The sequence below is a fragment of the Enterococcus plantarum genome (assembly GCF_001730295.1).
Taxonomy (GTDB): Bacteria; Bacillota; Bacilli; order Lactobacillales; family Enterococcaceae; genus Enterococcus_L; species Enterococcus_L plantarum.
In genome coordinates this window covers 96,496-123,312 of record NZ_MIKA01000049.1, presented here as the reverse complement: position 1 = coordinate 123,312, position 26,817 = coordinate 96,496, and the positions used below count along the sequence as shown (strand labels likewise).

The 26,817-nt window shown below is 35.1% G+C and carries 24 protein-coding genes, 1 pseudogene and 1 other annotated feature; of the genes and pseudogenes, 19 read left to right on the top strand and 6 right to left on the bottom strand.

Features of this window, described 5'->3' with window-relative positions:
- Positions 1 to 87: 87 nt before the first annotated feature.
- The 6 genes from BCR22_RS14140 (at position 88) to BCR22_RS14115 (ending at position 6,778) form a co-directional block, all read left to right on the top strand.
- Positions 88 to 354: a phosphocarrier protein HPr gene (locus BCR22_RS14140; RefSeq protein ID WP_010760596.1), complete on the top strand. Its 267-nt coding sequence runs from the start codon at positions 88 to 90 to the stop codon at positions 352 to 354.
- Positions 354 to 2,081 (top strand): phosphoenolpyruvate--protein phosphotransferase, encoded by a 1,728-nt coding sequence (gene ptsP, locus BCR22_RS14135; RefSeq protein WP_069655528.1) that lies wholly within the window; start codon positions 354 to 356, stop codon positions 2,079 to 2,081. Before BCR22_RS14140 ends, ptsP begins: the two co-directional genes overlap by 1 nt.
- Before the next feature lie 574 nt (positions 2,082 to 2,655).
- Entirely contained in the window at positions 2,656 to 3,567 is a 912-nt protein-coding gene (locus BCR22_RS14130; protein WP_069655527.1) for an ABC transporter substrate-binding protein, read from the top strand.
- Between the two features lie 22 nt (positions 3,568 to 3,589).
- Positions 3,590 to 4,312 carry an aspartate/glutamate racemase family protein gene (locus tag BCR22_RS14125; protein WP_069655526.1) on the top strand — a complete coding sequence of 241 codons (723 nt, stop codon included), beginning with the start codon at positions 3,590 to 3,592 and terminating at the stop codon, positions 4,310 to 4,312.
- 17 nt (positions 4,313 to 4,329) lie between these two features.
- Positions 4,330 to 5,568 (top strand): dicarboxylate/amino acid:cation symporter, encoded by a 1,239-nt coding sequence (locus BCR22_RS14120; protein ID WP_069655525.1) that lies wholly within the window; start codon positions 4,330 to 4,332, stop codon positions 5,566 to 5,568.
- Positions 5,569 to 5,809: 241 nt separating this feature from the next.
- Positions 5,810 to 6,778: a DUF1002 domain-containing protein gene (locus tag BCR22_RS14115; RefSeq protein ID WP_069655524.1), complete on the top strand. Its 969-nt coding sequence runs from the start codon at positions 5,810 to 5,812 to the stop codon at positions 6,776 to 6,778.
- Between the two features lie 330 nt (positions 6,779 to 7,108).
- Here the strand turns inward: BCR22_RS14115 and BCR22_RS14110 are convergent, their stop codons facing one another.
- The 4 genes from BCR22_RS14110 to BCR22_RS14095 form a co-directional block, all read right to left on the bottom strand.
- Positions 7,109 to 7,756, bottom strand: coding sequence for an ABC transporter ATP-binding protein (locus BCR22_RS14110; RefSeq protein ID WP_069655523.1), 648 nt, complete (start codon positions 7,754 to 7,756; stop codon positions 7,109 to 7,111).
- Positions 7,757 to 7,771: 15 nt separating this feature from the next.
- Positions 7,772 to 9,049, bottom strand: coding sequence for a hypothetical protein (locus tag BCR22_RS14105; RefSeq protein WP_069655522.1), 1,278 nt, complete (start codon positions 9,047 to 9,049; stop codon positions 7,772 to 7,774).
- On the bottom strand, positions 9,033 to 9,977 hold the full coding sequence (locus tag BCR22_RS14100) for a hypothetical protein (protein WP_069655521.1): 945 nt from the start codon (positions 9,975 to 9,977) through the stop codon (positions 9,033 to 9,035). Before BCR22_RS14100 ends, BCR22_RS14105 begins: the two co-directional genes overlap by 17 nt.
- Before the next feature lie 85 nt (positions 9,978 to 10,062).
- On the bottom strand, positions 10,063 to 10,458 hold the full coding sequence (locus tag BCR22_RS14095) for a hypothetical protein (protein ID WP_069655520.1): 396 nt from the start codon (positions 10,456 to 10,458) through the stop codon (positions 10,063 to 10,065).
- A 188-nt stretch (positions 10,459 to 10,646) separates the two neighbouring features.
- On the opposite strand from BCR22_RS14095, the gene BCR22_RS14090 reads away from it, so the two are divergent.
- Positions 10,647 to 11,066, top strand: coding sequence for an AbrB/MazE/SpoVT family DNA-binding domain-containing protein (locus BCR22_RS14090; protein ID WP_069655519.1), 420 nt, complete (start codon positions 10,647 to 10,649; stop codon positions 11,064 to 11,066).
- A 143-nt stretch (positions 11,067 to 11,209) separates the two neighbouring features.
- Here the strand turns inward: BCR22_RS14090 and BCR22_RS14085 are convergent, their stop codons facing one another.
- Together BCR22_RS14085 and BCR22_RS14080 are read right to left on the bottom strand one after the other, a co-directional pair.
- Positions 11,210 to 11,482 (bottom strand): hypothetical protein, encoded by a 273-nt coding sequence (locus tag BCR22_RS14085; RefSeq protein WP_069655518.1) that lies wholly within the window; start codon positions 11,480 to 11,482, stop codon positions 11,210 to 11,212.
- Between the two features lie 978 nt (positions 11,483 to 12,460).
- Complete coding sequence (locus BCR22_RS14080) at positions 12,461 to 12,976, bottom strand: hypothetical protein (RefSeq protein ID WP_069655517.1); 516 nt, start codon at positions 12,974 to 12,976, stop codon at positions 12,461 to 12,463.
- Between the two features lie 112 nt (positions 12,977 to 13,088).
- Positions 13,089 to 13,345 (top strand) — a binding site (T-box leader).
- Positions 13,346 to 13,409: 64 nt separating this feature from the next.
- On the opposite strand from BCR22_RS14080, the gene BCR22_RS14075 reads away from it, so the two are divergent.
- The 12 genes and pseudogenes from BCR22_RS14075 (at position 13,410) to tig (ending at position 26,774) form a co-directional block, all read left to right on the top strand.
- A complete protein-coding gene (locus BCR22_RS14075) occupies positions 13,410 to 14,522 on the top strand; it encodes a 5-methyltetrahydropteroyltriglutamate--homocysteine S-methyltransferase (RefSeq protein ID WP_069655516.1) in 1,113 nt (370 codons plus the stop codon).
- 78 nt (positions 14,523 to 14,600) lie between these two features.
- A complete protein-coding gene (locus BCR22_RS14070; protein WP_069655515.1) occupies positions 14,601 to 15,467 on the top strand; it encodes a MetQ/NlpA family ABC transporter substrate-binding protein in 867 nt (288 codons plus the stop codon).
- Positions 15,464 to 16,168: a 5'-methylthioadenosine/adenosylhomocysteine nucleosidase gene (locus tag BCR22_RS14065; protein ID WP_069655514.1), complete on the top strand. Its 705-nt coding sequence runs from the start codon at positions 15,464 to 15,466 to the stop codon at positions 16,166 to 16,168. Before BCR22_RS14070 ends, BCR22_RS14065 begins: the two co-directional genes overlap by 4 nt.
- 337 nt (positions 16,169 to 16,505) lie before the next feature.
- Positions 16,506 to 19,278, top strand: a pseudogene (locus tag BCR22_RS14060) (sigma-54-dependent transcriptional regulator).
- Positions 19,279 to 19,350: 72 nt separating this feature from the next.
- The gene (locus BCR22_RS14055; RefSeq protein ID WP_069655513.1) at positions 19,351 to 19,767 is read left to right on the top strand and encodes a PTS sugar transporter subunit IIA; all 417 of its coding nucleotides are present in this window, start codon (positions 19,351 to 19,353) and stop codon (positions 19,765 to 19,767) included.
- Positions 19,768 to 19,786: 19 nt separating this feature from the next.
- On the top strand, positions 19,787 to 20,257 hold the full coding sequence (locus BCR22_RS14050) for a PTS sugar transporter subunit IIB (RefSeq protein WP_069655512.1): 471 nt from the start codon (positions 19,787 to 19,789) through the stop codon (positions 20,255 to 20,257).
- A gap of 14 nt (positions 20,258 to 20,271) precedes the next feature.
- Positions 20,272 to 21,060 (top strand): PTS mannose/fructose/sorbose/N-acetylgalactosamine transporter subunit IIC, encoded by a 789-nt coding sequence (locus tag BCR22_RS14045; RefSeq protein ID WP_069655511.1) that lies wholly within the window; start codon positions 20,272 to 20,274, stop codon positions 21,058 to 21,060.
- A complete protein-coding gene (locus tag BCR22_RS14040) occupies positions 21,044 to 21,874 on the top strand; it encodes a PTS system mannose/fructose/sorbose family transporter subunit IID (protein WP_069655510.1) in 831 nt (276 codons plus the stop codon). The genes BCR22_RS14045 and BCR22_RS14040 overlap by 17 nt, the downstream gene beginning before the upstream one ends.
- 26 nt (positions 21,875 to 21,900) lie before the next feature.
- Positions 21,901 to 22,950, top strand: coding sequence for an SIS domain-containing protein (locus tag BCR22_RS14035; RefSeq protein WP_069655509.1), 1,050 nt, complete (start codon positions 21,901 to 21,903; stop codon positions 22,948 to 22,950).
- Positions 22,951 to 22,962: 12 nt separating this feature from the next.
- Positions 22,963 to 23,967, top strand: a complete 1,005-nt coding sequence (locus BCR22_RS14030) for an SIS domain-containing protein (RefSeq protein WP_069655508.1) — start codon at positions 22,963 to 22,965, stop codon at positions 23,965 to 23,967.
- A gap of 132 nt (positions 23,968 to 24,099) precedes the next feature.
- Positions 24,100 to 25,320 (top strand): zinc ribbon domain-containing protein, encoded by a 1,221-nt coding sequence (locus BCR22_RS14025; protein WP_069655507.1) that lies wholly within the window; start codon positions 24,100 to 24,102, stop codon positions 25,318 to 25,320.
- A 170-nt stretch (positions 25,321 to 25,490) separates the two neighbouring features.
- Positions 25,491 to 26,774 (top strand): trigger factor, encoded by a 1,284-nt coding sequence (tig, locus tag BCR22_RS14020; RefSeq protein WP_069655506.1) that lies wholly within the window; start codon positions 25,491 to 25,493, stop codon positions 26,772 to 26,774.
- The last annotated feature ends 43 nt before the right edge of the window (positions 26,775 to 26,817 follow it).

The window sequence follows — 26,817 nt, the reverse complement described above, 5'->3', positions numbered from 1 at the left end:
TCCAGATTCAAGTTTCAATTGAAACGTACCAAGAAAGGAAAACCCTAACATAAAAAATTAATTTATTTACGAAGGAGACCGATTCATATGGAAAAGAAAGAATTTCACATCGTAGCAGAAACAGGGATTCACGCTCGTCCGGCTACATTATTAGTACAAACTGCAAGTAAATTTAACTCAGATATCAACTTAGAATACAAAGGTAAATCTGTTAACCTTAAATCAATCATGGGCGTTATGTCTCTAGGCGTTGGTCAAGGTTCAGACGTGACTATCTCAGTTGACGGTGTTGACGAAGCTGATGCATTAGCAGCAATCGTAGACACAATGCAAAAAGAAGGATTGTCAGAATAATGTCTGAAATGCTAAAGGGAATTGCCGCAAGTGATGGAGTTGCTATCGCTAAAGCTTACCTGTTAGTTCAACCTGATTTATCTTTCGACAAAAAATCTGTAGAAGATACATCTGCTGAAGAAAGCCGTTTAGATGGCGCTTTAGCAAAATCTACGACTGAGTTGCAAGCAATCAGAGAAAAAGCAGCGCAAAGCCTTGGTGAAGAAGAAGCGCAAGTATTTGATGCTCATTTAATGGTTTTATCTGACCCTGAAATGATTGGTCAAATCAAACAAAATATTCAAGATAATAAAGTAAATGCTGAAGCTGCATTAAAAGAAGTAACAGATATGTATATCGGTATGTTCGAAGCGATGGATGATAATGCCTACATGCAAGAACGTGCTGCTGATATTCGTGACGTTGCGAAACGTATTTTAGCTCATTTATTAGGTGTTACTCTTCCTAACCCTTCAATGATCAACGAAGAGGTTGTTGTGGTTGCCCATGACTTAACACCAAGTGATACTGCTCAATTAGATCGTACGTATGTAAAAGCATTCGTAACGGATATTGGCGGACGTACATCACATTCAGCAATTATGGCTCGCTCTCTTGAAATTCCTGCGATTGTAGGGACAAAAGAAATCACTGCTAAAGTGAAAGAAGGCGACATTTTAGCTGTTAACGGAATTGATGGCGATGTCATCATCCACCCAACTGACGCTGAAAAATCTGATTTTGAAGCGAAAGGCAAAGAATATGCTGACCTTAAAGTTGAATGGGAAAAATTAAAACATGCTGAAACAGTCACTGCTGATGGTAAACATATCGAGTTAGCTGCAAACATTGGTACTCCTAAAGATTTAGAAGGCGTACACAACAATGGTGCTGAAGCTGTTGGTTTATATCGTACAGAATTCCTTTACATGGATTCTCCCGATTTCCCAACAGAAGATGAACAATATACAGCTTACACTGCAGTACTTGAAGGCATGAACGGTAAATCTGTCGTGGTTCGTACAATGGATATCGGTGGAGATAAAGAATTACCTTATCTTCAATTACCGCATGAAATGAACCCATTCTTAGGCTACCGTGCATTACGTATCAGTTTATCTGAACGTGGCGACGAAATGTTCCGTACACAAATGCGTGCGTTACTTCGTGCTTCTGTTCATGGTAACTTACGTATCATGTTCCCAATGGTTGCAACGTTAAAAGAATTCAGAGCAGCGAAGAAAATCTTTGAAGAAGAAAAAGCAAAATTAGTTTCTGAAGGAACAAAAGTTTCTGATACGATTCAAGTTGGTATCATGATCGAAATTCCTGCAGCAGCTGTAATTGCGGACAAATTCGCCAAAGAAGTTGATTTCTTCAGTATTGGAACAAATGATTTGATTCAATACACAATGGCAGCAGACCGTATGAACGAACGTGTTTCTTACTTATACCAACCATATAACCCATCAATCCTACGTTTGATTAAAAACGTGATTGACGCATCTCATGCTGAAGGTAAATGGACTGGTATGTGTGGAGAAATGGGCGGCGATCAAATGGCTGTACCATTATTAGTAGGAATGGGCTTAGATGAGTTCTCAATGAGTGCGACATCTATTCTTCAAACTCGTAGCTTAATGAAACGTCTAGATACTAAGAAAATGGCTGAACTTGCAGATCGTGCGTTGAATGACTGCGATACAATGGAAGAAGTTATTGACTTAGTTAAGGATTATACGAAATAAATAAGTACTAAAGTCTTCACCATTCAGAGTCTATTCTGAGTGGTGAAGGCTTTTTTTTATTAGTAAATGTTTGGTAATTAAGTCTAGAATGAATACTAATTTCGAAATAGAATCAACTATTTTCACACTTTTTTAAACTTCTTATGTCGGATTTCCTTCTTAAACTATCGTGATAATCGTTGGTTAATTATGGTGGCCTTTACAATAAAATGGTTCAAGTATATTTTGCTACTCCTTTATTTTTATTCGTTTATTATGTCGTTTTTCATATAAAATTTGTAATAAATAGTTATTTTAAACAAAAAATATAAATAAAATGTTAAAAAGTTCAATGAAAAGGACATGGATACCGCTTACAATATGATTTGTGATAGTTCAAAAAGATTCAAAAGTAGTGAAACTCAAGAAACTACGTTGATTACATGCAAGCAAGATTTGCAATCATTGATTCTGAGTCTACAAACAATAATCACACGAATCAAGTAGAACATTCTCGTGATAAAAGGTCATAGGAGACCATATAGCATATATTGTTATCAAAACCTAAATATAATCAAAAAGGAGATTTTCTAAATTGACTACATTTACAATTGCTGCAACAGGATTATCAATGAACTACATGCCACAATACATCGCAGAAGAACAAGGTTTTTTTGATGAACAAAAGCTAAAATTATGTTCGTATTTACCTGATCCTTGGACAAAAGGACTTGATGATTTAGAAAATGGTCAAGCAGATGTTGTGTTAGGTGGAATGTGGCTGCCTATGATTTATTGTCAGAATATTCAAAAATACACGTCAGTTGCAAAAATAGCGTCTAAATGCCCATTAGTTATTCTTTCAAGAGAAAAAATATCAGGATCATTTGATTGGAAAAAGTTAGAAGGAAAAAGAGTACTTGTATCAGGAGGCGATGGGGCAGGTCATTATTTAATGACGGTTGGCAGCGCGCGAGAAGGTGGTGCTGATCCAAATAAAATTCGGTTTATCCATGATTTTTCAACAGCTATGATTTGCGATCTTTTTGAAAAAGGTTTTGGTGACTTTATAGTAGTCCAACCAGATACAGCTCATTCCATGATTGATCGACAAGTAGGTTTTAACTTCTGTGATTTAACCAGAAAGGGCAGCAATATACCTTGGAGTGTTTACTATAGTTTGCCTGAAATAATAGAAGATAAATTAGTTGAATTTGAAAAATTCGCTGTAGGTCTTCAAAAAGGGACGTCATATTTATTAGAACATGGAGGAAAAGTCTGCAGCACGATTATTAAAAATAATTGGCCTACAATTTCCGTAGAAGACGGTATTAAAACAATTGATCTGTTTATAAAAGAGGGAATGTGGACTCCGACTATAAACATTGAGTCCCAAGAGGTTGATCGTTGGCAAGATTATTTAATACTAGGAGATGTATTAGACAGAAAAATAGCGTACGACAAATTAGTCGATAATCGGCCATATCTATATTCTAAAAATAAATAAATTTATGAAAAAGGAGATTCAAATGAAAATTATTGTTGCTAATCCAAATAGTAATACAGAATTAACAAAAGTTTTAATGAAATCAGCAGAAAAAGGGTTTAATGATTCATCTACAGAATTGATCCCATATACCAATCCTAAAGGCTCTAAACATATAGATTGTACTTTTGGCGATTATCAATCTGTTTGGTCGTTTGTGCGAGGGTTACTTGATTTTACAGAAGAAGTGAAACCAGATGCAATTGTATTAGCTGGATTCGGGAATTTTGGTTTTTTTGCTTTAAAAGAAGCATTAGATATTCCAGTCATATCAATAGCAGAAGGATCTCAAGTTATTGCGACCATGTTAGGACATAAGTATTCAATTTTAACTGTTTTCAAACAAAATATACCTTATCAAGAAGACCTTACACATTTACTACGTTTAGAAGGAAAACTTGCCTCAGTACGAGGGATTGAAATGGATACGGAGAATGTGAGCCAAAACAGTTCCGTAAAAGAATCGCTAAAAAACACAATCATCAAGATGATTGAAGAAGACGGTGCTGAGGCAATTGTATTAGGTGGTGCTAGATTTGCGATGTATGCGGATTCATTAAGCGAAGAAATAGGTGTTCCAGTTATAGACCCTGTTTCAGTATCCGTAAAATTAGCTAAATTATTTGTAGAGTGTCATCTATCACAGAGTAAGATTGGGAAATTTAATTATCCACCACAAAAAATAAGCGACTATTTTGTTGACTGAAAAGGAGTACGAGCAGAATGATTTTAAATAAAGTGAAGAACTCTAGTTTATCTATGAGGATTGTCGTAGGATCTATTATAGGGTTGATCATAGGTTTTGTGCTAGGAGAAAATGCTGAAAGTTTAAAGTTTTTAGGTGATATCTTTTTAAGATCAGTAAAGATGTGTGTTCCCTTATTAATTTTTTGTTCTATTGTTGAAGCAACGGCCTCTTTACCGTTAAAAGAATTAAAAACTGTTGGACTGAAAACATTGGGGGTATTTTTTGTTAGTACGTCTTTGGCGGCAGTTTTGTCAATTATTGCAGTTAAAATCATCCCAATCAATTTAACGTTGACTGCTCCTGGTTCAGATGCATATAAAGGAACGGTTGCAGGTGGTAATATTCAAGAAACTATTGTAAATTTTATTCCAGATAACGCAGTTGGGGCACTTGCAGAAGGTGTTATTGTCCAAATCATTGTTTTTGCAGCATTGTTTGGTATTTCTGTAAATATTATGAAGGATAGTTTTGAAAGTGTAAACGCACTCTATGAGTTAATATTAGGTTTAAGAAAAGTAATAATGAAAATCGTCTCTATTGTGATGGTCTATGCACCAATTGGGATTTCAGCGATGCTTGCTGGTGTTATTGGCACAAGTGGAGTAGATGCGTTGAAATCACTTGTTCAGGTCATTGTAATCGTAAGTATACTTGATATTATTTTCTTTACGCTCTATACACTTTATGTAGCTATCAGATATCGATTAAACATTGTTACGCTTCTTAAAAATAGTCTAAATATTATGGTTATAGCTGTAACAACTACTTCCTCAGCGATAACTTTACCAGTATCTTTAGAGGATGTGCCTAAAAAGATGGGCGTTAAAGAACGAATATCTGATTTTGTTTTACCTTTAGGAAATGCATTAAATACAAATGGCTCGCCAATTTCAAATATTGTTTCGGCTGTGGCTTGTGCATCTGTATTTGACATCCAATTTACATTACAAAATCTTATTTTATTAGGCGTATTCTCAGTTGTTGCATCTTTTGGGAATCCAGGTGTTCCAGGTGGCGGAATTGTATCTATGGCAATTGTTTTTCAAATGATTGGTATTCCAGTTGAAGGAGTAGCTATTTTTGCAGGTTTGGATTATTTTTATTCTTTAACACGAGCACCATTGAACGTAATGGGGAATGTTTACTCATCAATTATTGTTGGAATTAAAACAGGTGAATTTGATAGAAACGTATTCGAATCCAGTACTAACTAAAATGAGTCATTACGAGTATATAGTTTGTAGAAAATTAGGACAAAAGCATTCAACCGCGAAAAGTGGTTGCTTTTGTTCTTTTTTATTGGAAAAACTGAGTATAGAGTTGATTCGCTTAGGAAAGGAAACGTATTCTTTAAAAGGTCAAGATACTAAAATTTTCTTAAAACGGAGCATACTTAGGGACTAACTAAAAGTATTGTTGTATAGTAATGAACAAGTAAATCTTTAGGAGGTTACTATGAAACAGACAAAAACAACACTCGCTGTAGCAATGACAGTTCTTTTGGTTTCTACAGGTTTATCAAATGGAAAAACAGCATTTGCTACACAAAGTAGCACGGTTGAAAGTACTTCAGTAAGTGCTAGTAATACAGAAACCACTCAAAGCTCCGAGCAAGTACTGCAGATTAATGCAGTTGCTTTAGGAAATGCACTGACGCAAGAGCAAAAAGAGTATACGTTGAAAGAACTAGGTATCAAAGGTGAGACACCACAATATACAACGACAGGACAAGATTTGATGAGTTTTATCCCTGATGGCGGCTTTACGCCAGAATGGGCGGTCTATAGCTCTGTTCGCATGGAGACACAGAAGAAAGGATCAGGAATTTCGGTTGATATTGCAACACCCAAAAATATCACGAAAATTACTGAAGCTCAATATCAAAACGCAGCCCTGACAGCTGGTATAACAGATGCTAAGCTAACCGTTGCTTCAGCGGTACCTATCGATGGATCTGGTGCGTTAGCTGGAGTCTACAAAATTGTAGAAGAATCTGGTGGCATTATCAATAGAGATCGTGTAGGCGTAGCACAAGATGAAATGGATGTATTATCTAAGATCACAGAAGAAAATAAAGACAAAGCTGGTTATTCCGATGAAGCTTTAAATGCAGCGCAAGAACAAGCGAAAAAAGAACTAGCTACAAAAACTGCAGATGGCAAAACATTGACCCAAGCAGACATTCAAAAAACCGTTGAAAGTGCGTTGCAAAGTCAAGGAATCAAAGATGTCATGTCATCAGATCAGGTCAAAGAATTAACGACTCTGATGAGTGATATGAAAGATAAAAATATTTTTGAAGATTTTGTAAATCAACTAGATTTGTCCAAAACGAAAGAGCAGATTCAAGAAAAATCTAAAGGACTTTGGGAAAATATTAAAGGATTTTTCAGTGGCCTTTGGGATTCGGTTACTGGGAAATAAAAGAAATGAAGTTGGATGAGATTGGCACAGAAGTTTTTATTTTCATAGGCATTGCTTCTGATCCACCGATCCAGATTTTTTAAGGGTGCGGGATGTGACTTGTAGAGTCATGGCCCACACCTATTTTTTTAGTGTGAATAAGTGAAGAAATAAACGACACTTTTGAATGTTTGGAAAAAGGATAAAGTCAATAAAGAGAAGATAAGAAGTAGATCAAAAATCAAAATGCGGCCATCAAGATGATGTATTGCATAGTACAATGATTCTGATTAGTTGTTCGGGTGTAACGATGCTGTTTCACAACGGTGATTTAAAAGTATGTATCTACTATTAGTTTGAAATTAATCTTTTATTTTCTAATACATATTTTCCATCGCAAACTTCGGCTACAGCATTACTATGCGTAACCATAATCAGTTTAGTTCCCAAGTTCTGGATATTTTTAAATAATTCTAAGATTTCAAGTTCAGTTTTTTCATCTAAAGCCCCAGTAGGTTCGTCCGCTAACAAAATAGCCGGTTTTTTGATGAGGGCTCTAGCTATAGCGACCCTTTGTGCTTCTCCACCGGAAATTTCTGATATCTTTTTAGTGCTGTATCCTGGTAGTCCTACGAGACTTAACATCTTTTCAATATCTTTATTTTGATTCTTGGATTGTTCATTTAGCCCAAGCTGAATATTAGCTTGAACATTTCTGTCACCTAATAAATTGTAATTTTGTGTGATAATGCCAATAGTATCTTTCCTAAATTTTATATTTTTTTTTGGATTTTTACTGATTGTTACACCTTTGAATTCGTAAAGACCATTGTATCGGGTGTCAAAGCCAGCTACTATTTTTAATAAGGTTGTTTTCCCAGAACCACTTCGTCCTTGAATGGCCACAGACTGATGACCATTCAAGGCAAAGTTCAAATTGTCGAAAAGCAATGTATCTGTTTGCGGTAGTTTCTTTTGGATATCGTGTAAATGAATCAAGTAAATCAACTCCTATCAATAGAAATCATTAAAACTAGAACGTATATCTTTATTTAGAAACTGTTTCATTAACCCTATATCCATTATTGAAAACAGAGCTATACCTAGAACTACAATAAGGAAAAATGTGCTAACTTGAATGGGAGACAGGAAATAAGTGATAATGAAGACTACTAATAATAGAACATTTCCAACAGTTACATCTAAAACAAGTAAAGTAGTTAAGTGCTTCAACGAATCACCGTTAGCAAAGGATAAGTAATATCTGGTTCGTCTGTGCACATACATCCTACACGTTAGAAAATGAACGATTGCTAAAAGACAAATCGTGATACACAATAACAGTGAGATCAATAATGTTCTATTATAATGGATCAGCTCATACATTCTATTGTATTGCAAAGTGAAGGTTGGGACTCCGAGTAAAGTGTAGTCATAAAATCCAGTTTCGTTTGCTATGGTTGAGAGCTGTTTTGTTAAGTAGTCTAGGCCTTTGTTTTGATCTATACTAATATCTCCATTTAACATGGCAAAATAGAGCATACCAACAAATTCCTTATTCTCCTTGGATACAGTACTTAATTTTTCAGGATACGGAAGAATAATATAGTCGTCCAAGTATTTGTTTAGGTCATTTTTGTAAAACACAGAGGTATTTTCTTTTAAAAAACCAATTATTTTAAAATCGAATGGCTTTAAATACAAACTTCCTTTCATCGTTTCGCCTACACTATAACTCTTTTTATAATTTGAACCTAATAATATCGGTAATGTATGATTCTCTATATCTAGGTCATCCCAATGGAATAAAGCTTTATTTTCTGTTTCAAGTTTATAGTAATCAAAGAAATTTTTGTTAACTTGAAAGCATTTGGCGTCAAAAACCTCTTTTTTGTTCATTGGGTCAATATAATTGCCAATAATCTCCATATCTGTACCATATGCTTCATTGAATTCTATGTCTCCTTTAAAATCTTCTATTTGTAGAGGTTGATCAAAGGAGGAGATAAAATGTAGATTCTCCTTTGTATTTAACTGTTCATAGAATGATTTCACAGTAGTTAACAATGTTTTTGATTGTCTGAAGTGATAAAAAGCATCAGGTTCCGTCAGTGTGTCGGTTAATGTAAATAATTTTTTATTGGACGATTCCTCAAGGTTGCTGGTTAGCTCTACATTGATGTTTACAGCAAACAATAAAAATAGATAGAGGAGAAAGAAAAAGACAGCAAGAATAGTGGTTTTTAATAAAATAAGTAAACCATTTTTTTTAAGATTATAAATTAACTCCATGTAAATTGCTCCTTTCTTCTTTAATAAAGAAGCATGTGAAGCTAAAACACATTAATAAAAGTTGCGTCAAAAAAAGTTTGTACATAAAGAAGTAATGAATGGAAATGAGTTGAAACAAAGGTAAAATCAATAAACAAAAAAACATAGGGATAATGCAAGTAGAGAGTAAATAAAATAGACTCGATTTATATTTTTTTAATGTAGATGTACCTAGTATATACTTGATGAAATTTTCCTTTTTTAAATCCGTAAAAATAAGATACGCGATCAAAACGGTACAGACAATTGCTATAAATAATGTCAGTGAATAAATAAGAGGAGAAAAATAATCACTATTTACTTTTCTATCTAATCCCATATTCTTTTGATAGGAATTGTTTTTATCGAATCGATCATAATAAATAGTATTGATTTTTTTTCCATCAATCGTTAAGTAGGTTGTTGGCATGTTGAAAAGAGAGGAATCGTTAATCAGCACAGATTCATCTAAAAAACTGGGCTTCGTAATTCCTAAATAACCGATAACTTTATATTTTTTGTTGTTGTACTCATAATAAGTGCAGTCATTTTCTGAAACCGTAGCAACCTCTTTTCCAACCAAAGCTTCTTTAGTATTCGATGTTGAAAAAAAAAAGCCATTGCTAAGTGGAAAATGGGTATCAGAATAATCCTTTGAAAAGTATCCTCGTACGTTGTCGTTGTTTTTACTTTCTAAAGAAATAAATACGCTAAGATTAGATGAGGTTTTAAATGTCTCTTTAATTAAGGTTTGGAACGTCTCTTTTACGAATAGATGATCTGTTGAATATAAATCATTGCTTTCAAAAAATAATGTATCCTGTTGTCTCTGGTATTCGCTAACAAATATGAGCAATAAATAAGTGCAGAGGATCAATATAGTTGAGACGAAGAATCTTTTCTTTTTCATTTGCCACCTCACTTGTGCTAATGGAAATAACTATCCTAACAGCAATAGCTCTTTTGAGAATCGTTAAATTGTCGTGAGGAGAAGCTTATCTTCCATAGTAAGTTCTTGCAGCAGCTGTATCTTCACCGTGTGACATTCTGTACCAAGGTGAAACAGCTTCCGTTCCATTCCAACCGTATTTTCGATTTGAAGTGGTTAAAACAATCCCACCACGGTGTTTTTCCATTCGAGCAGTAGTATAGTGATAAACGCCTTTCCAAGTTGTCCAACCATGAGCTCTGTACGCAGTATTTTTTGAGATAACTTTAGATTCTCTTTTACCTCTATGATTAACCGCCGCACGAGGTAAGAGTACATTGGGATTTAAGTAATTACCGTCTTCCTCTGACCAACCACCAACTTCTTCAGCATTCGCTAATGTAGGTATAAACGTCAGGACAATAGCCGCAACAACAACGAACGACAAACTAAATTTTTTCACGAGTAAAACATCCTTTTCTGTTTAATGTAAGAATAATATCACAAAAAGAATTTTAATGTCAATCGATTTTTAGATATTCTGCCTTTTTACCTCAAATAGGGAATGAACCAATCTGTTATGCCAAGATTGATTTTAGCTAGATTTCAGATAAATTTTTTTATACTATGTAAGAAGGAGGAAAATTTTAAATGGGCAAACGAAAAAGACGTTTTTTTGTCGTCGTTAGTTGTTTTATCTTAATTGTTATTGCCACAAGTATTGTAACAAATCGTTTCTTAGTTACAGAATACGAACCGTTTAGAAGTTGGAGGAGTGACGCTTTAATAAATAAGACTAGGGAGGAACTAAAAATAGCCGAAGTAATAAGAACATCTAAACAAATAAAAAAGCATGGCGATACATATATCACGTCCTTACCTAAAGAAGTAATCCAAGCATTGTCTCTAGAGAAAGAGGATAGACTAGATTTTATTGTTTGTGATGGACAAGTCTCGTTGGAAAAATCTCTAGCGATCAAACCAGAAAATAGTTCTAATGAATTTTCTGATGATATAAACTTTTTTATGAATAAGCATGATAAGGCATTTAGAAATTTGGTTGAGAAATAAGAAAGTATTTAATATATAGAAGGAGTAATTACAATAAATTATGTATTCATTAAGCGTTATAGTTTATTTGAGATTATTTGGCAGAGCATAAATAACTACAATTTAGGGGCTAACTTATAGAGCCCCTTTTATTATATAAGTGATTATAGTGTACCAATTTCTTGAATTTTCGATAATTGTTTTTCGGCAGTCAAATTGAGCTTTTCAAATTCTGCGTTAAATGTTTGAAATAGTTTTGAACATGCATAATAATCTTTCACAACCTGTTTCTTATTAATCGGCGTATTTGGATTCGTAAAATACTTCTCCAAAACCGTCAATGGTTCTTGCCATGATTGCAAACGTTCAACCGTATCTCTAAGATCAATAATATCCTGATAAGGAACAGCTTTAATACAACGTGCTGAATTTTTCATAAGTAAGTTCTCCTTTTTATTGTTTAGTTAAGCAACAATCAACAATTGAGAAAAAGAAAAAACGATAGAGATTGCCGCCTCTATCGTTGGGATGACTAACAGACTATAGCGCGTTTCTTAGCCCAATTTGAAGAAATTTCAAAAACTGTCTAGAAATTCTTACAAAAATTAGGTACAATAAAGAAGCTAGTGCTACGGTACTAGTAATCAGGCAACTTGGATAGATAGGTTGTGATGTCTATTCCGGGCTTCATTTACAGGGTGGTACCAGTAAATGAAGTGCCTATTTTGCTTTGAATCACTGCGATTGGCAATAAGACAGAGCAGATGATAAAAAGTACAAGGTGAATAAAATGAACGTTGTCACCATATTGTCAATTCTTTTTCTCAAAGTCTATAGGATAGCAACAAAAAAACGATTACAGTTACACCTGCAATCGTTGACAATAGGCACGTCAAAAAACGGTTATTTTTACGCATTTGTACTTGGAAGGAGAAGAATTGCGGTCTTCTGGTAGACAAAAGTATGTAAAAATAAGAATATGACTTACGCTATTGGCGATTTGCTTAAGCAGGTTGCACTGTTCAATCAAAACTTCTCTAGTTTGGTTGGTAGCCAGATCAGGAAGTGCCAATTATTTAGTTTTATCGTTAGGAGCAACAGCCTTACCATACACTTATTTCTGGCTAAGTATATAATCGCTGTTCTCACTGTTAATTATTTCTATCCTATAGCTATTAGTATACCGAAAAAAACAGCTGTTCGCAATAAAAAATCTTACATTCCTCAATTAAATAACACCTAAAACCCTCTCCCTTATATATAAGAAAAAATAACAAAAAAATTTTTTCTATGCTCTATTTTCAATCTAACGAAAGAGAGTTAAAAACTAAACAAAAGCTATTTTATATTCAAAAAGAAAGCCCCCATATTGAGGACTTTTCCATTAAATCATGATGTTAGTGATTCGATTATTTTCAAGCGTCAACTCGACACCAAAAAGTTGAGTTTCCCATAACCCAAGTAGCTTTAATGATGCCTTCTTTATTTTTTCTCATGTTATTTGGAATACCAAAGATATTGATTGCCTTTTTTAAGGAATCCCCTTCTTTAATTTTCCAAATTGTTTCATCATTCACAGTCGAAAGATGTTCTGGATCAGTAATAGAAAAAGTCAGGATTTCCCAATCTTCTTCTGAACTATCAAAATTTAATTGAGTAAATGTTGAAAGATCATTTTCTTTTTCCAAATTAGTCAATGTAATCGTTCCTTCTTGCTTATTTGGGATAATACTGGAATAATTATTTTTTTCGCCAAACCGTTGCAATGCCTGGATGTTCTTATTACTATTGTTATCAGCAAGATCGATTTTTAGAAATAGCTCCTCGACAGAGTGATAAGTACTGTAATAATGTGCAAAAAGGCTAGTGGCTATTATTACAAGCAAACCAATAATGATGGAAACCTTTTTCCTTTTTAGTTTATCGTTCATTTTCATCCTCCTGATACATAGTATAAACGATTACTATGCTATGTGCTTTATTTTTTTAATGATCCATTTGACACCCACCACTTCATCTGCTATTATAATTAAAAATAAATAAAAAAACACGTAGAAAAAGAAAGTAAAATTCTGTGGAATTTCTAAAAGAGAGCCTTGGTAGCTGAAAAGAGGTGAAAGAAAACGAATTTGAAAATGGCTTTTGAGTGGGCATTTCGAGATATTAATTTAGAGATGCACGGTTATTCCCGTTAGCAAGAATCCTAATATAAAGCGTTTGCGGCGTATTAGAGTAGAGGCAAAAATCGTAGGATTTTTGTGAATTAAGGTGGTACCATGTATGTTTAATACATCCTTAGAAGAGTCTTTGACTGTTCTAGGGATTTTTTTGTTTTCTATTTAAATAAAGAGGGGGAATTTAGTTATGTGTAAAAATTCAGTACATCATTATGAAATCGTAGGAAGTTTTTTACGTCCGGAATCGTTGAAAAAGGCAAGGGAAGATGTTGCTTCTGGTGTGATTTCAGGAGATGAATTAAAAACAATCGAGAATCAAGCGATTCGTGAGCTAGTTGCAAAGCAAAAAGAAATTGGATTAAAAGTGATCAGTGATGGTGAGTTCCGTCGTAGTTATTGGCATCTTGATTTTTTTTGGGGCTTTAAAGGTGTCGAACATAATGTGATGGATCAAGGCTATTTATTTCATGGAGAAGAGACACGCGCAGATTCAGCTCGCCTAACAGGAAAAATCGAGTTTAATCCAGATCATCCAGTTTTAGAAGAATATAAATTTTTAACAGAAATTGCTGATGGGACACCAATTCGCCAGAGTATTCCAGCACCTGCCCAGTTAGTAGCGGAATTAGTTCGTGGTTCTAACGAAGAGAAAGTCGATGAATTTTATCCAGACCGAGAAGCGTTTTATCAAGATATTGCAAAAGCATATCGCGAAACGATTTTGGCTTTGTATGATTTAGGGTGTCGAGATGTAAAATTAGATGATTGTACTTGGGGCATGTTAGTAGATAAAAATTTTTGGACAACGATGACCAATGGCGAATATGATACGCAAGCATTACAAGAGTTATATTTGCGTTTGAATAACGATGCTATTGTTGATTTACCGGAAGATTTACATGTAACAACTCATGTATGTCGTGGAAATTACCATTCAACTTGGGCCACTTCTGGTGGATATGAACCTGTTGCAGACACATTATTAGGGAATCAAAATGTTGAAGCATTTTTCTTAGAATTTGACGATGAACGTTCTGGAGATTTTGAGCCGTTACGTTTTGTACCAGAAGAAAAACATGTGGTCCTTGGATTAGTAACAAGTAAAGATGGGCAATTAGAAGAGAAAGAAACAGTAGTAAAAAGAATCAAAGAAGCAAGTAAATATGTGCCTTTGGAACGCTTGAGTTTAAGTCCACAATGCGGATTCGCTTCAACAGAAGAGGGAAATATTTTAACGGAGGAGGATCAGTGGAAGAAACTGAAATTAGTGATTGATGTGGCTGATGAAGTTTGGGGTTGATGAAATGATTTCTTGGAAGCAATCAGTCTCTTTGGATGTCAACGAAGAATAGTCTAGATGAAAGCATAGGAGGCTAGTATGAAAAAGTGGATTGGTTTTGGTATTATTTTGGCATTATTTTTAGTAACGGGTTGTAGCAATCAGAATAAAAATGATGCAGATGAGAAAAAGAATAAGACCACTAAAGTTGTTTTAGGCTCAGTCGACAGTGATGCGGATATTTGGCGATTTATTGCAAAATCAGACTTAGCGAAAAAGGCAGGTTTAAAAATAGAAGTCAAAGAGATCAGTGGTGGACCTCAGTTAAATAATGCGACGGTTGAAGAACAAGTTGATGTGAATGCTTTTCAATCGTTGGGGTATTTAAGCAGTTTTAATCAAGACAGCGACCAAAAATTAGTACCGATTGCGACAACCTATATGGAACCGATGGGTATCTATTCGTATAGATATCAATCTGTTGGGGACATCAAAGATGGCGCATTAGTTGCAATCGCTAATAATCCGGCAAATACTGCACGTGGATTAAGATTGTTGGAAACAGCTGGTTTGATCAAACTAGCCAAGGATTTTGACAATGGAACAGGAACGCCATCTGATATCATTGAAAATCCCCAAAATTTAGAGTTTAAAATGATCGATGATACGACTGGACCGAGAGTGTTACAAGATGTTGATTTAGCTTTGATTAGTAATACAATTGCGTTTGAAGGTGGTTTAAATGTTTTGAAAGATGCTTTGTTTAAAGAAGAAATTGATAAAAATACGCAGCAAAGTATCAATGTTTTAGTCACAACAGAAAATCGCCAACAGGATCAAGCGTTAAAAAAATTAGCAGAGCTCTATCATAGTCAAGCAGTAAAAGACTACATCCAAGAACAGTTTGGTGGGACAAAAGTCGATGTCCAAGAAGAGATTGGGAAGCTGTGGGAGGCAGATAAATGATTATTGTTATAGCAGCAGCAATGCAAGAAGAATTAGTGCCGTTTCGTGATACTTATCGAATACAATCCATTTTGAAGCGGGGTAAAACTGTGATTGAGGAAGTTTTAGATCAGCCTGACTATTCTTTATTTTTGGTGGAAACAGGGATTGGAAAAGCCAATGCAGCAGCTTCGGCAAGTCTGCTTTGCGAGATGATTCAACCTGATGTGATTATTAATACTGGCTCGGCGGGCGGTTTTTTGGGTGAGGTTGAAATTGGTGATGTTGTATATGGAACAAAGCTCGCTTATAGTGATGTGGATGCAACTGGGTTTGACTATACGTTTGGGCAAGTACCTCAAATGCCAAGAGACTACCGTTTAAGTCAAAGATGGTTGGAAATTTTTAACTCTTTGGAGAAGCCAAGCAATTATGATTTGTATAATGGATTGATCGTAACGTCTGATTCTTTTATGAGTGAGTCGGCATTCGTGACAAAGGTAAAAGAACATTTTCCAGAAGTGAAAGCCTCTGATATGGAAAGTACGGCAATCGCACAAGTTGCGAGTTTCTATGATATTCCTGTCCTAAATATTCGTGGCATTTCCGACATTGTAGGGAGTGAAGCAGCTGAGTCTTTTGAGATACATTTAAGGAAAGCTGCGCTACATGCATTTCAAGAAACGAAGCGCTTAATTCGTGTATTGGTAGAAGATAAGTAGTTGATTCTAAAGATGTTTGAGCTTCAAATAGCTGAACATCTTTTTTTGTTGCTGCGTTAAAGAAATTGTCGTAATGATTTGTATCAGTCAAAAAAAGTCCCCTAAAGAATCCGCACTCTTCAGATGTTTGGTGTATATCGTATGCTAAAGTCATTTGTAGTGTAATTGTGTTGTTTTTTGATGCAACCATACTAGTGCTCTCGATAAAAACAAATAATTCACTTTTTGTCAATATAGACAACGTATCGTCAGAATAAGAAAATAAGTTTTATTTTTAATGGAAAAAGAGATATATTTTTACAAAAACTTTCGCTATGATAAAGACAGGAGGGATCATATGTTAAAAGAAAAACTGTTAAACTATCTAAAAAACCAAACATCTTTTTTCAATCCTGAAAATGTAAGCGATATTTTTTCGGCATCTGATATTGCTGAAAAATTTTCAATCAAGCGAAATACTGCGAGCCATTATTTGAATCAGCTTGTAGACGAAGGGATCTTAGTCAAGGTCAATACACGCCCTGTCTACTTTTTTCATAAAAAAACATTTGAATTGCAAAACTATCCATTAACAAATTCGTTTTATCCAAACGTATCAGAGATTGAAAAAGAGAAACCGATTTTTGATAAAAAGATTGATTTTTTCCAGAATGTAATCGGTAATCGTGGTAGTTTAGCACAAACGATTCAACAATTGAAAATGGCGGCATTTTATCCTAATGGCGGGTTGCCGCTATTGTTAACAGGAGAAAGTGGTACGGGTAAAAGTTATCTCGTTCAATTACTCTATCAATTTTGTTTAGCGAATGACCTATTAGCGAACGACGCACCTTTTATCACAGTAAATTGTGCACAATATGCAGATAATCCTGAATTATTGACCAGCTATTTATTTGGTCATGTAAAAGGAGCATTTACTGGTGCAGATACTGAGAAAATGGGTGCTTTTTGAAGCAGCCGCAGATGGTTTTTTATTTTTGGATGAAGTTCATCGTTTAAGCGCTGAAGGACAAGAAAAATTATTCACATTTTTGGATCAAGGAGTTATTTATAAAATGGGTGAAAGCAATCATCCAATTGCTGTTAACTGTCGTTTAGCGTTTGCCACAACGGAAGAGGTGAATAGCACCTTTTTAACGACTTTTTTAAGACGAATTCCAGTACAAATCAAAATTCCAGCGCTTAATGAACGGACTCAGGCAGAACGAAAGCAGTTGATTATTCAATCTTTCTTTGAAGAACAGCAAACCATTTTAAAACCGCTACTCGTCTCACCACAAGTCATTAAAATGTTAGAAAATCGTTCATACAAAGGAAATGTTGGGGAATTGAAAAACCTGATCAAGATTATTACAGCTAAAAGTTTTACTGTAAATCACGAAAAAGAGCAAATTCCGATTACCTTACATTCATTGCCTACTTATTTACTAACAGAAAATTATGAATCCACTTTTTCAGAAGCCGAATCACTTTTGAGAATCGATGGTCAAAGTAGTTTGGAGTATTTACTTGAAGAAAGTGAACCAGAACAAAAAAGAATTATTCAAAGTTATGAAAAAATCTTGCTAACCTATCTAAATAATCAATCAGATATCAACACCTCAGTGGGCTTGATTTCAAAGGAAATCGATTATCTCTTTGATTATTTATTATTTGAAACAAAAAGAGACCAACAGCATGAAATGTTGCTATTCATTACACAGCACGTCCGACAGATGCTAGAAAAAATTGAATCTGCTTATCAAATTAGTTTTAATGGTAGTTTGGTTTATGCAATCAGTCATTATCTGTTTCAACGACGTTACGTGGAATGGCTACCAGAAAGCGAGATGATTCAGTTGATTGAGACCTTTTTAATGGATATCAAAGCCAAGTTACCAAATAGTTATCGATATGCAGAACAGATTTTAAACTTAGTTAAGATGTCATTGGACATTGAAGTTTCTAGTATGGATCGGATTATTCTATCTGTTTATATTGATAATCTAGGTTATACCAAAGAAACGTCTTATCCTAAAGCGGTGATTGTGGCACATGGTTACGCCACTGCTAGCAGTATTGCTAATGTGGCTAATCGGATGTTGAATGAATTGTTATTTCAGTCTTTTGATATGCCACTAGATGTTACGCCGAAGAAGATTGCTGAGAAACTGATACAATACATCGAGCGGAATGATACGTCAAATGGGTTGGTTATTTTATTTGATATGGGTTCTTTAAAAGAAATCCATCGTTATTTTTCAAAAGAAAGCGCGGCACCTATCTTATTGATGAACAATGTAACAACTAGTTTAGCGATTGCGGTGGGTGAAGCAATTCAAAAGAAACAACAACTTGGTGAAATTCCAGCTAATGCGATATGCAGCCATCCGTTTCAATGGGAGATGATTAAGCCAGAAACAACAAAAGAAAAAATCATCCTCACGACCTGTGCCACGGGTATTGGAACGGCTGTACAAATTAGTAATCTACTTGAAAAGAGTTTACCAGGTACGACTTCTGTCAAACTTATCCCATGTGAATTCCGTCAGTTACGTGATCCTGTGGAATTTGAAAAAGCTTTTTCGTTTTATGATGTGCTTGGTATTGTTGGTACAGCCAATCCAGTCGTAGAGAATGTTCCTTTCATTTCTTTAGAGGACTTAATTGCAGGAATTGGGATCGAAGAGTTGCTAGAGTGGTTGAAAAAAGAGTTAATATTGGATTCGAAGGAAGAATTTAGTAATCAATTGATTCGTAATTTTTCATTGGATCGTGTAATTCAATCTGTAACGATTTTAGATACAGAAAAAATCATTGAACAAATCGAAGGCTTTATGAAACAGTTAGAAGAACGACTAGGTCAGCGGATTAGCAATGATCGAAAGTTAGCTTTGTATGTTCATGTTAGCTGTTTGGTAGAACGATTGATCCGAAATGTGCCAATCGAAGTCTATAGTGGTTTTGACAGGTTGCAGGAGTGTCATGAAAAAGAGCTACGGGATATCAAAGAAGCATTTAGTGTCATAGAGAAAGTCTATAGTGTCAATATCCCAGATTCAGAACTTTCTTATGTTCATGATGTGTTAGTTGAAAACACCGAGTATATCAGTGATGAAAGTGATTTTTAATAAGCAAATGAAGGGTGCCACTAAAGTTGGCATCCTTTTTGCTATTAATAAAGTGTAAGTGAGGTGAACAGGATGGCAAGAAAAATTATTTTAGCGACACATGGAAATTTTGCGCAAGGGATTAGAACATCTTTAGAACTGATTTGTGGGAAATCAACAAATGTAGAAGTTATTTGTGCCTATATAGAAGAAGAGTTTGATTTAGGTCAAACAGTTGAAACGACTATTTTTGAAAATCAAAAAAATGAATTACTGGTTATCACAGATATTTTTGGTGGTAGCGTGAATAATGAATTTTTTAAGTATGTTGAACGACCGAATGTACATGTAGTTTCGGGATTAAATTTGTCTTTATTGATTGAGCTTTATACCCAATTGGAAATCACAGACTCCTTGGAGAAGTTGATTATACAAGCAATAAAAACGTCTCAAGAAACGATTCAGTATTGTAACGTATTGAAAGCAAAAGACGAAGAAGAAGAATTTTAAAAGAGAAAGGAAATCAATCATGATTAAATTAGTAAGAGTAGATCATCGTTTATTACACGGACAAGTTGCATTTTCATGGACCCAAAGTTTAGGGGTAGATTGTATTTTGATTGCGAATGATGATGTGCCGCAAAATGATATCCGCAAAACGACAATCAAGTTAGCCAAACCGGCAGGAGTTAAGCTGGTGATTAAAACTATTGAAGAGTCAATCAGTGCTTTACAAAGTGGCGTAACGGATAAATATAAGTTGTTTATCGTCGTTGAAAGTGTAGCGGATGCGTATAAATTAGCGAAAGTATGTCCAGAAATCAAACATATCAATCTTGGTGGAATGAAAGTGAGAGAAGGAACTAGAAATATCTCTAAGGCGATAAATATTACGCCTGATGAAGAACAGTTGGTCAAGGAATTAGTAAATGAAGGAGTCAATGTAGAAATCAGACAAGTACCCAATGATAAAAAAGTTGCTGCTTTAGATGCATTTTAGAAAGGAAGATCGAAATGATTGTACAAGCAATTTTGTTAGGTGTTATCGCATTTATTGCTCAGTCTGAGTATGCCTTAGGTACGTCACTTTTATCCCGACCGATTGTGACAGGATTGTTTACAGGGATTGTTTTAGGGGATATTAAAACGGGTATTATTATGGGGGCAACATTGGAATTAGCATTTATTGGTTCTTTTTCAGTAGGAGCATCAATTCCGCCAGACGTAGTAACAGGTGGGATTTTAGGAACGGCTTTTGCAATTACTGCGGGTGCTGGAACGGAAACGGCACTAGTTTTGGGATTGCCGATTGCAACCTTAACGCTGATTTTGAAGAATGTCTATCTAGGTTTGGTGATTCCAACAATGAGCCAAAAAGCAGATAATTACGCAGATGATGGGAATTATAAAGGGGTAGAACGAATGCATTTGGCGGCAGGTTTTGGGTTGTCTCTGATGTTAGCACTCATAGTTTCGATTTCATTTGCTGTAGGGAGTAACACGATCAAGGGATTATTAGATATGATTCCTGAGTTTGTTCAACACGGTTTATCCGTTGCGACGGGTATTATTCCAGCTCTAGGTTTTGCAATGTTGGCGCGTTTATTGATCAATAAACAAGTAGCACCATACTTCTTTTTAGGTTTTGCTTTAATGGCTTATTTAGAAATTCCAGTTACAGGAATTGCAATTTTAGGGGCGATCACAGCTGTAATCGTGGTCAATATCATGAATCACAATAAAGGCAAAGAAATGATCCAAACATCAAATGGGGAGGTTATTGACGATGACGAAGACTTCTAAAGAACAACCTGAAAAGTTGATTACCAAAAAAGAATTGAATAGTGTTTTCTGGCGGTCTTTCCAAATGGAATTTTCTTGGAACTATGAGCGTCAGATGAACATGGCGTATGTGTTTGCGATGATTCCGATTTTGAAGAAATTGTATCCCAAAAAGTCTGATATGGCGCATGCGTTGAAACGGCATTTAGCCTTTTTCAATACTACTCCCCATATTGTGACCTTGATTTTGGGGATCAATACGGCGATGGAAGAAGAGAATGTACTAGATGAACAATTTGATGTTAGCACGATCGACAGCATCAAAACATCATTAATGGGGCCTTTAGCAGGCTTAGGAGATTCATTTTTCTGGGGCACGTTACGTTTGATCGCAACCGGAGTTGGAACATCTCTGGCGTTACAAGGAAATATTTTAGGCCCGATTTTATTCTTGCTGATTTTTAACGTACCACATATTATTTTGCGCTACCTATTTACTGGTTGGGGCTATAAATTGGGAACTGGGTTTCTGAAAAAGATTCAAGCAAACGGGATGATGGAAAGCTTGACGTTAGGCGCTTCGATTATTGGATTGATGGTGGTTGGCGCAATGACGGCTTCGATGATCGATATTTCGATTCCAGTCACAATCAGTGGCAGTGGTGAAACAGCGGTAACAGTGCAGAGTATTTTTGATGATATTATGCCTAAATTGTTGCCATTAGCAACTTTTGGAGCAGTTTTCTATCTTTTAAAGAAAGAAGTAAAACCTCTAGCGATTCTTGGAGGAATGGCTATTGTTGGGATTTTGGGTTCTTTAGTGGGAATTTTTTAAGCAAATCCATAGTGAGGTGAGATTCAGTGGAAACAATGTTGGATTATATTAATCAAGAACAAGAAACATTGGAAAGCATTATTGAATCATTTGATGTTGCGCAAACCGATGTGAAGCATGTTAAACACTGCTTGATTTTAGCGACGGGGTCTTCTTATAATGCCTGCTTATCTGCAAAAAACTATATAGAAGAGACGGCGCCAGTCTACGTTCAAATAGAAGAACCGTTTAATTTTCTACATTATGGAAAAATTGATCCGAACATTGATTTGATCATTGCGGTTTCACAAAGCGGTAAAAGTACGTCTACCATTCAAGCAGTAGAAAAACTAACTCAGACGAGATCAATCAAAACAATTGCATTAACCAGTGATGCAAAAAGTCCAATCACAAAAGTGGTGGATGAAGTAGTAGAGTTAAATATGGGTATTGAGATGGTCGGGTTTGTCACAAAAGGTTATTTAGCAACTGTGTTGAATCTAATGTTGTTAGGGTTACGTATAGCGTATCAAAATGAATCAGTCGATCAAGTGAAATTAAAAAGTGAATTATCGGAATTAAAGAACGCTATTCGTCAAATCAATCTAGTTATTGAAAAAACGAACGAATTTTGGTTAAAGAATCAAGCAGATTTACTTGCTGGCTCCCGTTTTATTACGATTGGCTATGGACCAAATTTAGGGACGGCTAAAGAATTTGAAACCAAATTTACGGAAACGGTCCGTTTACCATCGCAAGGATTTGAACTTGAAGCGTATATGCATGGCCCTTATCTAGAAGCAAACGGTAACCATTCGCTATTTTTTATTGAAAATGACAATAGACTGCATGAAAGAAGCCACATATTAAAGACTTATTTAAGTGAATATGTTGCTGCCTGTTACACGATTACAACGAGTGCAATATCAGAACCTAAAACACTAAGTCTATCTATTGAAACACCTGAAAAAATCAGTCCACTTTTATTAGTGATTCCCTTCCAATACCTCGCGTATCAAATTGCTACAGGTAAAGGAATCGATTTAAATAAACGAATTTTTGATGATTTTGACCAAGTATTAAAAAGTAAAATTTAAGGAGCGTAAACCATGTTAAAATTTAACGAAACAAAGCAAATAGAAGATATCAAAGGGGCTTTAGCACTACGTCCACAAGTTGAAAAAATGGTGGATGAAGTTTGGGAAAAAGGGTTTGATTCTATTTATTATCTCGGCATTGGCGGAACCTATGCCTCAGCGATGCAAGTAGTGACGTACATTAATGGAAAAAGTAATCTACCTGTTTATGTACAACATGCTGCTGAATACTATACAACTGGTAATCGCCGCTTAACCAAAGACTCGATCGTTATTTTGTCTTCTGTAACCGGCACAACTCAAGAAGTTGTCAAAGCGGTGGAAGAAATTAAAACAGTTGGCGCAACATTGATCGGTTTTATTGATGCAAAAGGAAGTATTCTAGCAGAAAAATGTGATTATGTTGTGACGTATCCAGCACCAGGAACGGAACAAATCAAGTTCTTTATGCTAGCAGATCGATTGATGAAAAATAATGGCGAATTTGATGAGTATGAAGAATATTATCAAGAACTAGAAGAACATCTTCCAGTTGGTTTAGTTGAAGCTGAGAAAAAAGCGGATGACTTTGGGTTAAAATTTGCCCAAGCGCATCGTCACGATGATATGCATTATTTCATCGGGGCTGGTAATCAATGGGGCGCAGTCTATTCTTATGCAATGTGTTACTGGGAAGAGCAAAGTTGGTTGCCTTCAAAATCAATTCATGCGGCTGAATTTCTACACGGAACGTTAGAAATCGTGGAGGAAACAACAGCAGTCACTTTATTTATTGGTGAGGATGAACAACGTCCATTGTCTGAAAGAGTAGCGAATTTGTTACCGCGTATTTGCGCTAACTATACGATTATTGATTCAAAGGATTATCCAGTTGCGGGGATCAGTGAAAAATATCGTGGACGAGTTTTGTCATTCTTGTTGATGCATTGTGTAACACAACGTATTGATGCTCATGTTGAACAATTGAATTGCCATCCGTTAGATATTAGACGTTATTATCGTCAGTTTGATTATTAAAATGAAGGAAACGACCTGCAGCTAGAAAGTTGCAGGTTTTAGTGTATTTTGGATTATAAAAAGCTCTTACTTTTGTTTACTATTAAAAAAATCTATGAGACAATATCTGAAAGATTTTTAGGAGGTAAAGTGGTGGCTGATGGTTTACTAGTCCCGAATAAATGCAAGGCATGTGGTGGTCAATTGAACGATTTAGATGCCAAATATTGTCCGCATTGTGGGAGATTATTAGATGAGATCCAAGAAGCAATGAATAGAAAAAATAAATCTGGTGAAACTTGTCTAAACTGTGGAGCTTCGATTGTGTTTAATATTGAAAAGCAGCAATTTGAGTGTAACCATTGTAAGTCGACTTTTTCAACGAAGAAAGAGTTGGATGCTAGTTCTCGTTTTTATCAAGCAGATAAAGTTATCCCTTTTCAAGTGGAAAAAGAGCGGGCAAAGATGCATTTTTATGAGTGGATTGGCACTGACCAGGAGAGTCCAATAGATATAACGAATATCACGTTAAAACAAATTTATATGCCATTTTCAGTTGTTACAATAAGCTATGAATGTAATTGGGGAGCTGAAATCTGTTATAGTAACAATCAAGACAATACTATGGAAAACTGGTCATACAGTGATGGAAGTATAACAGGAGAATGTTTTTCGTTTTTTTCTGTCTCAGAAGAAATGAATGCACAAGCAGATAAACTGTTTTCAATTTCATCGTTCAAACCTTCGATTTCAAAAATGGTTCCGTATGATGACCATTATTTAAGTGGGACAAACCAATTTAAAATTTCCACTAATGAAGTAATGAAAACGCAAAGCTTGTTTCACAGTGTCGTTCAATATGCAGCTGAAAGTGAGATGCAGAAAGTATTACCTGGGGATAGGAACAGAAATGCAACGGTAACAAATCTAAAATATGAAGTTTTTTCGGAATTTGTTTACGTTCCTATTTGGAATCTTGAGTACCAATCAAATGAGGTTATGCACGAAGTTTTAATTACTGCTACAGATAAAGAAAATGTAAAAGTTGTTGGCGATAAACCGTCTATACATAATTTTCCAGATGACGAATTTTCTAAAATAAACAGGCACTACAAGAAAAAATACCGTTCAGGTATAGTAGCTTTTTTAATGTCACTGATTCTATTGATGATGTCTGATCAAAATGATGAACCTGGTTTTTTTGTTTCAATTATTACGCTGTCACTTTTGATCGGTGGAGTAGCTTCTTGGCTATACTTTGGTGTAAAAAGCAAACTTGTCAAAAGAGCCTATCTTAAGTTAAAAAAGAAAAGTTCAAATAATTTAGAGATCCATAATGAGTATTTAAAATTAGCCGAAAAATATAAAAAATAGGCAAGTTAGTCTAGTTCGTTTATGAAGTAATTCATTTTACAATTCAAAAAATCAGTTTATTTCCCTTCTTCTCACCTAAAATGTTTACATTTAACCAGTGATAGTGTACTATTTAAAGGTATGCATAACATAAATTCATGTATAAAATTAAGTTATTCGGAGGGAAACAAATGTCTGCGAAATTTGAAAAAAAAGGCACCAATGATGGTGTGTTAACTTTTTCAGTTGATCAAACTCTAATTGAAAAAGGCTTGAAACAAGCATTCGATAAAGTCAAAAAAAATCTTAACGTCCCAGGATTCCGTAAAGGAAAAGTGTCACGTCAAGTATTCAACCGTATGTATGGTGAAGAAGCATTGTATGAAGATGCTTTGAATGCAGTATTACCAGAAGTATATGAAGCAGCTGTGAAAGAAGCTGGAATCGATCCTGTCTCTCAACCTAAAATTGATGTTGAAAGCATGAATAAAGGGGAAGATTGGGTTGTAACTGCTGAAGTGACTGTAAAACCTGAAGTTAAATTAGGCGAATACAAAAACTTAACAGTTGAAAAGCAAGACCGTGAAGTAACAGACGAAGACTTAGATGCACGCATCCAACGTGACTTAGATGCACAAGCTGAATTAGTAATCAAAGAAGATGAAGCAGCTGTTGAAGGCGACACTGTCGTAATCGATTTTGAAGGATTTAAAGATGGCGAAGCTTTTGAAGGTGGAAAAGGCGAAAACTATTCTCTTGAATTAGGTTCTAACTCTTTCATCCCAGGCTTTGAAGAACAATTAGTTGGTAAAAAAGCAGGCGAAGAAGTTGAAGTAAAAGTAACATTCCCAGAAGATTACCAAGCTGAAGATTTAGCAGGTAAAGAAGCTGTTTTCCAAGTGAAAGTTCACGAAGTGAAGGCATTAGAATTACCAACATTAGATGATGAATTTGCAAAAGACGTTGACGATTCAGTTGAATCATTAGACGAATTAAAAGAAAAATACCGTAAAGAATTAACAGAATCTAAAGAAGCTGCTGCAATAGAAGCAAAAGACGAAGCAGCTATCCGTCAAGCTGTTGATAATGCTGAAATCGTTGACCTTCCACATGTAATGGTACATGACGAAGTTCACCGTTCAATGGATGAATTCTTAAACAACATGCAACGTCAAGGAATCGCTCCAGATATGTATTATCAATTAACTGGAACAACTGAAGCTGACTTGCACAAACAATTTGAAGCAGAAGCAGAAGTTCGTACGAAAACAAACCTTGTGATCGAAGCAATTGCTAAAGCTGAAGATATTGAAGTATCTCAAGAAGATATTGACAATGAAATCAAAGAATTATCTGAACAATACAATATGCCAATCGATCAAGTGAAAAAAGTTTTAACTGAAGATATGTTGAAACATGATATCCGCATGAAACGTGCAGTAGAAGTTATTACTGAAACTGCAACTGAAAAATAAAGATACTACAAAAGACATTCCTGAATAATCGGGAATGTCTTTT

Coding starts and splice junctions, on each gene's coding strand:
- BCR22_RS14085 (WP_069655518.1), bottom strand. CDS start 11,482: ATGAAAAATTCAGCACGTTGTATTAAAGCTGTTCCTTATCAGGATATT.
- BCR22_RS14140 (WP_010760596.1), top strand. CDS start 88: ATGGAAAAGAAAGAATTTCACATCGTAGCAGAAACAGGGATTCACGCT.
- tig (WP_069655506.1), top strand. CDS start 25,491: ATGTCTGCGAAATTTGAAAAAAAAGGCACCAATGATGGTGTGTTAACT.
- BCR22_RS14040 (WP_069655510.1), top strand. CDS start 21,044: ATGACGAAGACTTCTAAAGAACAACCTGAAAAGTTGATTACCAAAAAA.
- BCR22_RS14090 (WP_069655519.1), top strand. CDS start 10,647: ATGGGCAAACGAAAAAGACGTTTTTTTGTCGTCGTTAGTTGTTTTATC.
- BCR22_RS14115 (WP_069655524.1), top strand. CDS start 5,810: ATGAAACAGACAAAAACAACACTCGCTGTAGCAATGACAGTTCTTTTG.
- BCR22_RS14080 (WP_069655517.1), bottom strand. CDS start 12,976: ATGAACGATAAACTAAAAAGGAAAAAGGTTTCCATCATTATTGGTTTG.
- BCR22_RS14055 (WP_069655513.1), top strand. CDS start 19,351: ATGGCAAGAAAAATTATTTTAGCGACACATGGAAATTTTGCGCAAGGG.
- BCR22_RS14075 (WP_069655516.1), top strand. CDS start 13,410: ATGTGTAAAAATTCAGTACATCATTATGAAATCGTAGGAAGTTTTTTA.
- ptsP (WP_069655528.1), top strand. CDS start 354: ATGTCTGAAATGCTAAAGGGAATTGCCGCAAGTGATGGAGTTGCTATC.
- BCR22_RS14120 (WP_069655525.1), top strand. CDS start 4,330: ATGATTTTAAATAAAGTGAAGAACTCTAGTTTATCTATGAGGATTGTC.
- BCR22_RS14105 (WP_069655522.1), bottom strand. CDS start 9,049: ATGGAGTTAATTTATAATCTTAAAAAAAATGGTTTACTTATTTTATTA.
- BCR22_RS14030 (WP_069655508.1), top strand. CDS start 22,963: ATGTTAAAATTTAACGAAACAAAGCAAATAGAAGATATCAAAGGGGCT.
- BCR22_RS14065 (WP_069655514.1), top strand. CDS start 15,464: ATGATTATTGTTATAGCAGCAGCAATGCAAGAAGAATTAGTGCCGTTT.
- BCR22_RS14125 (WP_069655526.1), top strand. CDS start 3,590: ATGAAAATTATTGTTGCTAATCCAAATAGTAATACAGAATTAACAAAA.
- BCR22_RS14070 (WP_069655515.1), top strand. CDS start 14,601: ATGAAAAAGTGGATTGGTTTTGGTATTATTTTGGCATTATTTTTAGTA.
- BCR22_RS14045 (WP_069655511.1), top strand. CDS start 20,272: ATGATTGTACAAGCAATTTTGTTAGGTGTTATCGCATTTATTGCTCAG.
- BCR22_RS14050 (WP_069655512.1), top strand. CDS start 19,787: ATGATTAAATTAGTAAGAGTAGATCATCGTTTATTACACGGACAAGTT.
- BCR22_RS14100 (WP_069655521.1), bottom strand. CDS start 9,977: ATGAAAAAGAAAAGATTCTTCGTCTCAACTATATTGATCCTCTGCACT.